The following is a 12,089-nucleotide window of genomic DNA, read 5'->3' on the forward strand; positions in this document are numbered from 1 at the left end:
AAATTGTCAGCTTTTCTCATAATATTTTATTCCGGATTTCCATCAGCAGCGATAAAGTCTGCTAAAATTTCTAATTCTTCCTCAGTTCCTGTAAATAAACCTCCAGGCATTTCCCCAATACCTTGATTAACAAGCTCAATAATTTCTTCTTTCGTATAATCACTTTCAAATACCGCTGGACCTACACCAGGAATCCCAGCCATATTATCACCATGACAGCCAATACAGGAGCCTTGAGTTAACCATATTTCATAACCTATATGCTCGGTATTAATATCTATTTCTTCTACAATCGCACCTTGTTGTGCAGCTGCTTCCCAATCATGTTGGGAAACAGATTCCCACGTTAACCAAAAAATAGATGCAACCGCGAGTAGCATTAAACTACTAGCAATTGGCCTTTTAATTGGACGACGCTCTGGCCCTCGGTCTAACCATGTTGCAAGTAATAACGCTCCAAAAGCAATACCTGGTATTACTACGGCACCGATCACCGTGTAATCCCCTGCAGCAAATTCATACTTTAATAATTGGTATAAAAATAAGAAGTACCAATCCGGTAATGGAATATAACCTGCATCAGTTGGGTCAGCAACACGTTCAAGTGGTGCGTAATGAGCAACTGTTAAGATTAAATAACCTACTAAGAAAACCGCACCTACCATCCATTCTTTTAATAAGAAGTTCGGCCAAAATGCTTCCGTTTTCCCCGGATATTCGGAATAGTCTTTAGGAATATTCGGCTTTCGTTCTGCCGGAACACGGGAATCTCCTACGAATTTCATTCCTTTGCCACGATGCATTGTTTTCCCTCCTTTTTATTTAATTTTATAGCGGTCCTGAAATACCTTGTTTACGAATCATTACAAAGTGAGCCCCTAAAAGACCAAGTAATGCTCCAGGTAAGAAGAATACGTGAATAGCGAAAAATCTTGTTAACGTTTGTGCTCCAATAATTTCTCCACCAGCTAACAACGTTTTTGCAAATGGACCTATAATTGGTGCAGCTTCAGCAATTTGCAATCCTACGACTGTTGCAAAGTATGCTTTCATATCCCATGGAAGTAAATATCCTGTAAACCCTAAACCTAACATAACAAAGAAAATAAGCACTCCTACAACCCAGTTTAATTCACGTGGTTTCTTGTACGATCCCGTAAAGAAAACACGTAACGTATGTAAGAACATCATCACAATGACTAAACTTGCCCCCCAATGATGCATTCCACGAACAATTACCCCAAATGTAACTTCGTTTTGTAAATAGTAAACGGATTGATATGCATTAATAATATCTGGAACATAATACATTGTTAAAAACATACCAGATAAAATTTGAATAACCGTAATGAAAAATGTTAGACCCCCAAAACAATATACAAATGCCGAAAAATGATGAGCAGGATTTACGTGCTCAGGAACTTCATGATCAGCAATATCACGCCACATCGGCGTAATGTCTAGACGTTCGTCTACCCAATTATAAAGCTTATTTAACAATTATTACGCCTCCTTTATACTTGTGGTCTCGGTCTTCCTAAATAAACAGTGCCGTTCCGCACTTCATGATCATACAAAAATAGTGGTTGAGTTGGTGGCGTACGGTCAACATTTGTTCCATCTTTTTCAAATGCACCGTAATGACACGGACAGAAAAAGCGATTTGGTTGATCATCGCTCGTATCCCAGTCAACAGTACAACCTAAATGTGTACAAACTGGAGATAACGCAATAATTTCACCTTCCTCTTCGTATATCCACGCAGATCGAGAGACTTCTGACTCGTACCATGCATCAACTTGATTAACTTTAAAGTCAAATCGTTTAGGTTCATTTGTTAGTTCGTTGACTTGTGCTACCGCAACCATTTCCGTGTCTTCACCTACTTTTAAAGCAGGATCAAGAGCAAATCGTACTAATGGTAGCGTTATACCAGCCGCCATAAACCCACCTACACCTGTTAATGAATAATTCAAAAATTGACGCCTTGAAACTTTATGATCTTTTTCACTCACTGTAATTCCCCTCCTTACATTTTATTTTAAGGCCCGATAGGACAAAGTAATACATATTTTACTAGGACATTTTCATGATACTTTAATAACATTAGCACTGTCAATAACTATGATATTATCTAATTCGATTCTCTTTCATTATTTTGCCATTTATTCGTTAATATCGGGATCATTTGTTTAATTTGATTCGATAACGTTTCCATTCTATATTTTTCATCTAAATGTTCTAAAGGAATTGAAGGCACCCATAATAAAGTATCATTCAACTCCGCTTCTATTTGTTTCCAATCTACATCAGACGTTAAATATATAATGTGATAAAACCCATTACTTTTTAAATGTTCGTGTAATTCATTCATTTTTAATAAACGTTCTTCAGGTTTTTCTGATTTTAAATATGTATACGGTGGGAATTGAAAAACCCTTCCTTTAAATTGTCTTTCTAGCTCATCACTTATAAAGGTAATAAACTCACCCATCTGCACTGTCGACTTAATATCATCCCCCCACGAAATTGGGATTAAAGGAATAATAGCTGTGTCTACGTATTCCTTCGCTTGTAAATAAACATCAATTTCTTTTGCCTGCCACTTCATTAGTCTTCCTCCTTTATTTTCCTTAAGTATGTTTCATTTTATACTATTATTTTTCAACATCAAAATAATCGGCTCTTGCAAACCTTATAACAATTCTTCTACGTAGTATGTACAGTCACCCAACTTTCTTTTCATTCAACCTAGCATGGCGATTTACAGTCACCATCTAAGATGAAAAAGTGGACACTTTCCCTCACTTCGCTGTGACCTTCTATCGATCTCAGAGGCTCGTTCGCAAAAGTGTCCACTTTTTACATACAAAACCCGCATGACGATATTCCGTCACCATCTAATATGGAAAAGGAGGGTGCTTTCCCTCACTTCACCTTGACCTTCTAACGAATCTCAGACGTTCGTTCGCAAAAGCACCCGCCTTTTTTCTTTAATAAAACCTCCATGACGATATCTCATCCCATCAAACTTCAAAAAATCAAGCACGAGCACCCTAACCAACAAACCAACTAGCCAACTAACAAACTAAGCAACCAACTTTTTAACAAAAAAAATAAAAGCCCTTATTTTTTAAGGGCTTTTAACTCTTTTAGCTGGTTGCTATACTTTATAAAACTTTCTTTATCGCCACTATCTAACGCTTGATCAATCTTCTCTGTTAATTGTTTTTTTTCAAATTGAAACAGTGCTTTATCAATGATTAAATCCGCAAATAAACTATAAATTTTTTCCGTTTCCTTATCGATAGGGATAAAAGGATTATCTTCTAACACTGCAACATATTGAGGGTTTTTTTTTGCATCTTTAAAGTTTAATTGAATATAGATTTCTTCTTCTTTGTTCAAGCGAATATCATGAAAGGACTTCTCAGCATCCATCGTAACGTGTTGTCTTTTATGAAAACTAAAAGGGATGCAATCTACATCATTTGCTGAGATGATGAGAGATTTCGGACAGTATTCTGCATTTTCAACAAAGTGGACCTTTTCCATTAACTGATCATCACTCATTAAGTAATTCAATAACCAAGCGCACTCTCTACGTTTCAATTGAAAATTATTTAAAAACCACTTCAAAAAATCCTTTTTTTCTAAAATCGAAATTGCACTACTCATCATTATCCCCCCCCAATTAAAATACACACTAAGATAAACAGTGTTAATTACTTATATTATTCTTTCTTTAACGGTAAAATTCCTTTTATTTATTAATAATAATTTTCCTTATAGTTAATTTCTTAAACATATCACTTTTTGGTTGTTTTCGTAAACAATTATTGCTTTTTGAGTCGTCTTTTAAGTGTAAAAAAAGCGATTGTGAAAACTCGATTTCACAATCGCCCATCCATTTCAAAGTATTTGAGTATTATATGCATAATTTTTTGCCGGGCCAAGCGTGTAGCAACAAATACCTTCTACTTCCACTTTTTTTACGATATTTAGATATGTAAGCATTTGTAAAAATCGTTTTTGAATAATGTCTTCTTTCTGGTCAAAATAATACGGTTCAACAAATGGTGAAAATGCCGAAATAAGACAATTTTCATCTAGCCCTTCCCCTTCTTTTAGTAACTCTAAAAATAAGGGATATAAAAGTCGGATTGTAGGTATCGGCCGCTTGTAAGCTTTGAGCCAATATTTTATGAGCTCCTGCATAAACTCTTCTAACTTTAGCTCGAATAATTCCTCTACCCTTTGACCTAATGTTAGTTTCCCAGCTTCTTCTTTAATCCAACCTTTATCAAAACAAAAATCATAAATTAATGAAAAACGATCGGGATATTGAGAAAATCGTCTACCATAACCAAAGCGCCACTTATCATTTGGCAATTGTTCCTTAATACTAAACCCTTTCATTATTTGTTGATAATCCTTTTTATGAATCATCCCCATTTTTGTTAAAGGTAGGCTTTTTTCAGCAACGATATCGATAAAATAGAATAAATCATTGATAATCTCAATTTCATTATTTTCATCTATTAAAGTTGGTAATATCAATACATCTTCCTCAATAGTCATTTTAAACTGACGAACAAGTTCTTTTTTTATTTGTTTCGGTACAAGAAAATTATTGGCTTCATACGAAAACAAAATTCCGGCTGAAATTAATTCATTTAATATTTCCTGATAATCGCTTTCTTTTAATCTTGGCGTATAGCCACGCAACTCTTCTTTCGATAGAAATAGCTTTTTGTCGTAACAAAGTGATAAAGCGATTCGTTTTGCCTCATTTGAAAACTTTTGAAATTTACTTTTTAGTTCATTTTTATTCATAAGCTTCGGGTAAAGCATTTCAACCATTTCTCGTTTAGAATTGGCATTAAAACCTTCTACATCACCCTTTAATAGTTTTAATAGCTGCCGTCGTTCTTGAAAAAGCAATACATCCATTAAATTCATATATTATCACCGTTCTTCCTAAACTATTTGACTACTTTGGGGTATGGAAATTGCTATATGCTATCCGACTTCTTTCGCTTCGCTGTAAAATTCTCACGAATTTTAGAGGCTCACTCAAGAAAATCGGACAGCATTTCCACATGTACATTAAACAGTTGTCTTATGTGTTTAGTATGAACGGTTTTAAGAAAACTTATAATTTATTCATTAGAGTGAACTTCATAATTACCAAAAATGAGCCACATCACGCAATATATAGTTTGCGAATGTTTTGACGCAACTATATATTGATCTTAGTGGTAAGAATAATGAATTATGAAATTCATTGATTAGAGTGAATTTCATAATAACCTAAATTAAACCATATCCAACTATAAGTAGTTGCGAGCGACCTAAGGCAACTACTTATAGTTACCTAATGGCGATAATATTGGTTTATGAAATCATTAATTATTCAAATGAAAGAGAAATTCTTGTAAATGCGTTTTCGAAGCATCAATATTCAATGCTTTTTCTAACATTTCTTTCCCTTTTTGCCTGTAACCTGCTTCAAGCAAAACTTGTCCATATTCTTCTAAAAAGTCACTATCATGAGATAAGCTAACTGTAATTTGTTCAAATAACTTTAGAGACTCGTCACATTCGTCTAATTCCCATTTTGCCGAAGCTAAAAACCAATCAAATAATGGATCTTCTTCACCAAGTTCTTTAATATGAAGGATTAATTCTTGAAGTTCATCGTAACGCTCTTCCTTTTTAAGGAAATTACCTAACATATTAACAGCTTCAAAATTCGCGGGATTAATTGCAACTACTTTTCTTAAGTATTCTTCTCCTTCGCTAATAAAACCGTTATTAAAAGATATCCTTGCCCCTTGAACATACAACGCTTCGTTATATTCATCAATTTCAATACCCTTTTTTATAAGTTGAAGCGCTTCGTGAACTTGTCCTTCTTCCTCATAAGCTTCACTTAAATAAGGGTATACACTTGAATAACTCTCGTCCATATCAATGACAGTTTCAAATTGTTTAATAGCTACTGGGTAATCATTTAACTGAAATGCTGTATACCCGTAACCAAAATGATCATCGATAATTTTGTCACCATTCATCCCATCACGGTAATAAGTAATTGCTTCTTCAAAATAGCCTGTTGCACTGTAAGCCTCAGCTAGGCGTAAAGCAATATTCGTTCCATCTAAATCTTCATTAGAAGCTAACACTCTCTTATAATAAGGTATACTTTTTAAATAGTCTCCTCTTGCTAAGTAAAATTCTCCTAACCCAAAAAGAACGACTGGCTCATCAGGTACTTTTTTCTCTGCTATTAATAACTTTGATTCTGCTACTTCATCGAGCCCTTGCAATTGATATAAATCAGCTAATAACAACTGTGCTTGCACATAAACATGGTCATTCTCCTTAATTTCAAGAAGCATTTCAATCGCTTCATCCTCTTGATCTAAATCAATTAACAGTTCGGCCATAAAAGTATATAATTCTCCTTCGTCAGGATACAATAATATTAACTCATCCATAATTTCTTTTGCTAAATCTACTAAACCTAACTCATAATAAATTTCAGCAATCGAATATTTCGTTTCATGATCAGCCGTCTCGTTAACTTTCTTCAATTGAGCTAACCCTTCTTCCATATTCCCTGCTTCGATGTCTTTTAATGCTTTTTTTATCCCAATATTCATTATCATTACTCCTATCTTTGAAAAGCGTAAACAAAGCTTTTCATCTTAAAAATATATTCTAATAAAAAGAAAAACCACCGAGTCTGGTGGATTTATTAATACTATCATTATAGACAATTGTCGGATTAATAATCAATGAAGAACTTTTGCTAGAGCGATAACGACTTTAATCATCTAACAATAAAACTGTTGAGGGTTCATATGCTTCATTGATAGGTACAAATTGTTTCGGAACGATCACTTCTAGCTCCTTGCCAATGCCTGGTTGGATAAAAATTGATGATCCCGCTTTTTTCACTTTTCCGTTAGCAAATACTACTTCAGGCCTTACACTCTCAAAATCTATTACAGAATGATTTAAATTTTCTTTTGAAAAAAGTAAATAATCGGCATCACAATTTCCTTGGAGTGAACCTTTTTTAGGATACAGGCCTATGTTTAATAAAAACTGTTTTGATACAGGGGTATGTTCATTCGGGACCGAAGTCAATGTAGTTACTTTATTTGTATTTAATAAATAACTCCATTCACTTTTTATACCTTCTAACTTCCTTCTAGAAACGTTGAGGTTCCAGATGGGAACAATTAAAGGATGGTAAGGAAATAGTTCTTGACGAATCCATTGCCAATCAACTGAGTACATATCGTAAACTTCATTTAACTCAACAAAAATAATAGGAACTCTTAATCGACAGCACTTCCTTACTAAAGAAGTCGAAAGTTTCTTGATTGGTACCCTCGCACCGACAACGAAGTCAATGCTACTATTAATTAAGTTATGTTTAGCCTTTTTGAGTTTCGTTTGAAATTGCTTTTCATACTCAATTTCACAAGCGGTAATTAAAGTAGTGCACCCAAGGTCATGTAAATGCCTCATTCTTTCTTTAAAAACATGAAAATCGGTTATATGCATAATATCAAAATCAATCATTACATGACCTGGTGTTATAACAAACTGATCGGTATTAAGTCTCTTATGACTAAAATGGCTAAAGTGACTCGATTTATAAACAACTTTCGCGCCGTCCAATAAAAATGATTGTTTTTGCTTCTCTCCATAAAAAAGTGTAGTAGCATTCTCAATTATATATTTCATTTTACCCCCTCCACACAATGTTGATCCTTATAGACAAGCTATGATTAATAGCAAACTATTATGACTTAAAACACGAAAAGCGGAAGCGCCTTGTGAGCTTCGACCAGCGTTGGAGGGCCAGCAACGTTTTGTCTCCTCTTCGATTCCACCTCATGAATAGGCAAATCTTGATGGACCGAAACGCTCGAGAAGCTAGGCGCTGGAGCTAGACCAGAAAAGCGGAAGGCGCCCGCTTATCGGCGATAACCGGTGGAAGACCTGCCCGCAGCGGTCAGGCTTTAGACCGCGAGGGAAGGTCTGAAGTGGTCGAGCCGATGGCGCCTAGAGCTAGACCAGAAAAGCGGAAGCGTCTTGGTAAGCTTTTACTTTTCTTAGGAAGTTTTGGAAAACAAAAAAAGTCCTGCCGAAATCGACAGGAAAATGTGGTTGGAGTGGAGAATTCACTTCGTTGTTCAGTGATTAACTAAATACAACGAAGCTCAAAAGCTAATGTCATGCAATCACTAAATTGGGAATTGTTTATAACTATCATTATATACACTTAAATTGAATTGTCAATAAATATTCTGAAAATTTTTTATTTTAAATTAATTCACTTAAATGATCAAAGAAATTGGGATAAGAAACATCGATAGCCTCTACATCACTAATTTCGACTTCCTCACTTGCTACACTACCAGCAATCGCCATTGCCATACCAATCCGGTGATCGCCAAAACTTGATACTTTTCCACCAGTCAACTTTGTTGGGCCATGAATCATCATTCCGTCTTCAGTCGCCTCAATATTGGCACCAAGTTTTTTCAATTGACTTACTACAGTATCAATACGATTCGTTTCTTTAACTTTTAGCTCCTCTGCATCTTTGATAACTGTTGTCCCATTCGCTTGAGTTGCTAATACCGCAATGACCGGTATTTCATCAATTAAACGTGGAATAATTTCACCACCTATTTCAATACTTGATAATTTTGAAGTACTAATTGTTAAGTCGGCGATCTTCTCTTCATTGACCACTTTGCTGTTGTTTATTTGTAAGTGAGCACCCATTCTATTTAAAACATCAATAATTCCTGTTCTAGTTTCATTCATACCAACGTTCGTTAACGTTATCGAACTATTTTTAACAATCGCTCCTGCTACTAAAAAAAATGCAGCTGATGAAATATCTCCAGGAACTAGTACATGTTGAGCTTTAAGCGTTTGCAGTCCACGAACTGAAACCGTCGTGTTATCTTCTTTTAGTTCAACACCAAAGGCTGTTAACATGCGCTCGGTATGATCTCGTGACTTGAACGGTTCAGTCACTGAAGTTAACCCTTTACTTTGTAGTCCAGCAAGTAAAATCGCAGACTTTACTTGCGCACTAGCTACAGGGGATTCGTAGGTGATCCCTTTCGTTTCACCACCTCGAACAGCTAACGGTGTATAGTTTCCCTCTCCACGTCCATCGATCTTTGCTCCCATTGCTTTCAGTGGATCTGTTACTCTTGCCATTGGCCTTTTCCCTATAGATTCATCACCGATGACGACGGAATGAAACGGCCTTGTCCCTAAAACACCTAACATTAGACGAGTCGTCGTCCCTGAATTACCAACATCTAGTATTTCGTCCGGCTCTTTTAACCCTTCCCAACCATTTCCGTAAACAGTTACTTCATCCCCACTTCTTTCAATCTGAACCCCTAGTTTACGAAAACAAGAAATTGTACTTAAACAATCTGCCCCTGGTAAGAAACCTTCAATGGTTGTCTTACCATTTGCAATGGCACCAAACATGACAGCCCGGTGAGAAATTGACTTATCCCCTGGAACTTTAATAGATCCATTTAAACTTTGAACCGGCGATACTACTTTCTTTATCATCATTTATCCTCCTCTTATTATGAACTGATGTAAGCTTCGTATAAATTGTTGGTTAAGCACGCTAAAGCCCTATCTCGATCCTGATCAGATCGCAAACTTAAACGTAAAACCCCCATTATATCTTCGCGTGTCTCTAATATTCGAATATTGGTAATACTTATGCCTTCTTTAGCTAGTATCCCGGTAACATCAGAAATAACACCAGGGTGATCAGGGACGTCAACAAATAAATCATAAAAAGAGGGAATGGCACCTTTTTGCCGTGTCGGTAATCCGTCTCGAAATTTTTTTGCCGTTTCAAAATATTGATAAATATCTTTTTCATCAGCAGTTTCAATAATACCCTTTACTCGTTCCATTTCAGTTTGCCAATTCGTTAAAAGAGAAAGGACTGTTTGTTTATTATGAACTAGAATATCACGCCACATCACAGGGCTAGCAGATGCTATTCTCGTTATATCTCGAAACCCTCCTGCTGCTAATTGCAATAGCATTGGTTCTTCTTTCTCTAATTTACTAACTTGATGAACTAAACTAGCAGCGATTAAATGCGGAAAATGACTGATGACACCTGCAAGTTTGTCGTGCTGTTCTGGTGACATTTCAATAAACTTTGCTTTCGTTCCTTTTAACCAATTTTGTAAATGAATGATTTTATTCATTTCTGTTTCGCTAGCCGGTGTTAATATGTAAAAAGCATTTTCGAACAAATGTGATTTTGCTGCTTCAACCCCTGTTTTATGAGAGCCAGCCATAGGATGTCCACCAATAAATGTGACATCTTTTTCTGCAAATAATTTCGCCTTATTGACGATTTTTTCTTTCGTACTACCAACATCTGTAATAATTGCAGAAGGTTTTAAATCATAATTTACTAATTCCAAAATAAGTTCTTCTGTTTTAGAAACAGGAGTTGCGACAATAATGAGGTCTGCATCTTTAACTCCCGTTTCGATTGTGTCAGCTACCTCATCGATGACACGTAATGACTTTGCCACTTTTAGTTGATTTTGATTTATATCATAGCCATACACTTGACAGTTTTGATGTTCTTGTTTTATCGCTAAGGCGATTGACCCACCAATCAAACCTAAACCGATAATAAATACTTTACGATTATCCAATGAAGACTAACTCTCCTTTCAAAAGAAAAGCGCAAGCGCCTTGGTCAGCTTCGACAAGCGTTGGAGGGCCAGCAACGTTTTGCCTCCTCTTCGATTCCCATCATGAATAGGCAAATCTTGATAGACCGAAACGCTCGAGAAGCTAGGCGCTGGAGCTAGACAGTTCCCAAAATTATTTATCTTTCAAGAAAAGCGCAAGGCGCCTAACTCAAGTAATTTGTTAATTCATTAATGATTGCCTCGTTTTGCTCAAAGCTTCCGATTGTAATTCTTATAAATGTCGGAAACCCTAATGCTTCGCCAGATCGAACGATGAAACCACATTTTAGTAAATGATTAAAAACGTCATTTCCAGGTCTCAAACAGTCGATTAAAATAAAGTTCCCTTGTGAAGGGTAGTATGGTAAGTTCATCTCATCACAAAACTGATAAAATTGCTCTAAGCCATCTCGGTTTTTACTTTTACAGTTCTCAATAAAGTCTTGATCGCTAAGAGCAGCTGTTGCCGCAACTTGAGCAAGCATTGTTGTATTGAAAGGCTCTCTTGCCGGATCTATTTTTGCAATTAATCTCTCGTTAGCAACACCATAACCGATTCGTAACGAAGCAAGTCCATACGCCTTTGAGAAAGTACGTAAAACCATTAAGTTTTCATATTCGTCAAGAAGAGGTAACGTGTGAGGATAGTCATCGGCTACAACATATTCATAATAAGCCTCATCACTAACAACAAGGACATCTTTAGGAACTTTTGCTAAAAATCGTTTAAATTCCGTTTCATTTACGTACGTCCCTGAAGGATTATTTGGGTTACAAACCCACACTATTTTAGTATTTTCATCAATTTGCTCTAACATCGCTTCCAAATCATGAATACCATCTTGCAAGAGAACTTCGCGAACTTCAGCGCCTTCTATTACCGCATTATGCTTATACTGTGGAAACGACGGTACAGCACAAACCGTATTTGTACCTTCCTCTAATAGAGCTCTACATAAAATTTGGATCACTTCGTCTGAACCATTCCCAAAAATGAGCTCGGTTTCTTTTACCTCTATATGATTAGCAACATCGCGACGTATAATAGCCGCATAACCGTCTGGATAAATTGCTAGTTTGTCTAAAACTCCTTCAATCGCTCCTTTAACAGACGGTGAGCATCCAAATGGGTTTTCATTAGAAGCCAGTTTAATAACATTTTTTAACCCAAATTCTTCTTTTACCTCTTCAATAGGCTTGCCAGGTTTATATGGAGATAGCCCTTCGAGTTGTTTTTTTACTTTCATCATTTAACACCCCAATCCACTAAAGCTTTTTACTATATTTCTATATATC

Annotated in this window: 12 protein-coding genes; 1 reads left to right on the top strand and 11 read right to left on the bottom strand. The window is 35.9% G+C overall.

The window, feature by feature from the left end:
• Window positions 1-26: 26 nt before the first annotated feature.
• From BKP35_RS02240 to BKP35_RS02275, 8 genes are all read right to left on the bottom strand, one after another.
• Window positions 27-803: a menaquinol-cytochrome c reductase cytochrome b/c subunit gene (locus BKP35_RS02240; protein WP_071311757.1), complete on the bottom strand. Its 777-nt coding sequence runs from the start codon at window positions 801-803 to the stop codon at window positions 27-29.
• Between the two features lie 25 nt (window positions 804-828).
• Window positions 829-1,500: a menaquinol-cytochrome c reductase cytochrome b subunit gene (gene qcrB / locus BKP35_RS02245; RefSeq protein WP_071311758.1), complete on the bottom strand. Its 672-nt coding sequence runs from the start codon at window positions 1,498-1,500 to the stop codon at window positions 829-831.
• A gap of 14 nt (window positions 1,501-1,514) precedes the next feature.
• Window positions 1,515-2,015: a ubiquinol-cytochrome c reductase iron-sulfur subunit gene (locus BKP35_RS02250; protein ID WP_071311759.1), complete on the bottom strand. Its 501-nt coding sequence runs from the start codon at window positions 2,013-2,015 to the stop codon at window positions 1,515-1,517.
• 119 nt (window positions 2,016-2,134) lie between these two features.
• On the bottom strand, window positions 2,135-2,611 hold the full coding sequence (locus BKP35_RS02255; RefSeq protein WP_071311760.1) for a YpiF family protein: 477 nt from the start codon (window positions 2,609-2,611) through the stop codon (window positions 2,135-2,137).
• Window positions 2,612-3,126: 515 nt separating this feature from the next.
• Window positions 3,127-3,678: a ReoY family proteolytic degradation factor gene (locus BKP35_RS02260; RefSeq protein WP_071311761.1), complete on the bottom strand. Its 552-nt coding sequence runs from the start codon at window positions 3,676-3,678 to the stop codon at window positions 3,127-3,129.
• Window positions 3,679-3,912: 234 nt separating this feature from the next.
• A complete protein-coding gene (locus BKP35_RS02265; protein WP_071311762.1) occupies window positions 3,913-4,962 on the bottom strand; it encodes a hypothetical protein in 1,050 nt (349 codons plus the stop codon).
• A 446-nt stretch (window positions 4,963-5,408) separates the two neighbouring features.
• Window positions 5,409-6,668 carry a tetratricopeptide repeat protein gene (locus tag BKP35_RS02270; RefSeq protein WP_071311763.1) on the bottom strand — a complete coding sequence of 420 codons (1,260 nt, stop codon included), beginning with the start codon at window positions 6,666-6,668 and terminating at the stop codon, window positions 5,409-5,411.
• Between the two features lie 166 nt (window positions 6,669-6,834).
• Entirely contained in the window at window positions 6,835-7,764 is a 930-nt protein-coding gene (locus BKP35_RS02275) for a hypothetical protein (protein ID WP_071311764.1), read from the bottom strand.
• Window positions 7,765-8,066: 302 nt separating this feature from the next.
• On the opposite strand from BKP35_RS02275, the gene BKP35_RS19340 reads away from it, so the two are divergent.
• Window positions 8,067-8,231 carry a hypothetical protein gene (locus BKP35_RS19340; RefSeq protein WP_169819124.1) on the top strand — a complete coding sequence of 55 codons (165 nt, stop codon included), beginning with the start codon at window positions 8,067-8,069 and terminating at the stop codon, window positions 8,229-8,231.
• 115 nt (window positions 8,232-8,346) lie between these two features.
• Here the strand turns inward: BKP35_RS19340 and aroA are convergent, their stop codons facing one another.
• From aroA to hisC, 3 genes are all read right to left on the bottom strand, one after another.
• Window positions 8,347-9,630 carry a 3-phosphoshikimate 1-carboxyvinyltransferase gene (aroA, locus tag BKP35_RS02280; protein ID WP_420534784.1) on the bottom strand — a complete coding sequence of 428 codons (1,284 nt, stop codon included), beginning with the start codon at window positions 9,628-9,630 and terminating at the stop codon, window positions 8,347-8,349.
• Between the two features lie 17 nt (window positions 9,631-9,647).
• Window positions 9,648-10,754, bottom strand: coding sequence for a prephenate dehydrogenase (locus tag BKP35_RS02285; protein WP_071311765.1), 1,107 nt, complete (start codon window positions 10,752-10,754; stop codon window positions 9,648-9,650).
• Between the two features lie 203 nt (window positions 10,755-10,957).
• Window positions 10,958-12,040: a histidinol-phosphate transaminase gene (gene hisC, locus BKP35_RS02290; RefSeq protein ID WP_071311766.1), complete on the bottom strand. Its 1,083-nt coding sequence runs from the start codon at window positions 12,038-12,040 to the stop codon at window positions 10,958-10,960.
• Window positions 12,041-12,089 lie beyond the last annotated feature (49 nt).

The organism is Anaerobacillus arseniciselenatis, assembly GCF_001865995.1.
GTDB classification, from domain to species: Bacteria; Bacillota; Bacilli; order Bacillales; family Anaerobacillaceae; genus Anaerobacillus; species Anaerobacillus arseniciselenatis.

What these genes read in the sequence shown, in the direction of transcription:
- BKP35_RS02255 (WP_071311760.1), bottom strand. Translation starts at nt 2,611, where the DNA reads ATGAAGTGGCAGGCAAAAGAAATTGATGTTTATTTACAAGCGAAGGAA.
- BKP35_RS02240 (WP_071311757.1), bottom strand. Translation starts at nt 803, where the DNA reads ATGCATCGTGGCAAAGGAATGAAATTCGTAGGAGATTCCCGTGTTCCG.
- hisC (WP_071311766.1), bottom strand. Translation starts at nt 12,040, where the DNA reads ATGAAAGTAAAAAAACAACTCGAAGGGCTATCTCCATATAAACCTGGC.
- aroA (WP_420534784.1), bottom strand. Translation starts at nt 9,630, where the DNA reads ATGATAAAGAAAGTAGTATCGCCGGTTCAAAGTTTAAATGGATCTATT.
- BKP35_RS02260 (WP_071311761.1), bottom strand. Translation starts at nt 3,678, where the DNA reads ATGAGTAGTGCAATTTCGATTTTAGAAAAAAAGGATTTTTTGAAGTGG.
- BKP35_RS02275 (WP_071311764.1), bottom strand. Translation starts at nt 7,764, where the DNA reads ATGAAATATATAATTGAGAATGCTACTACACTTTTTTATGGAGAGAAG.
- BKP35_RS02265 (WP_071311762.1), bottom strand. Translation starts at nt 4,962, where the DNA reads ATGAATTTAATGGATGTATTGCTTTTTCAAGAACGACGGCAGCTATTA.
- BKP35_RS02270 (WP_071311763.1), bottom strand. Translation starts at nt 6,668, where the DNA reads ATGAATATTGGGATAAAAAAAGCATTAAAAGACATCGAAGCAGGGAAT.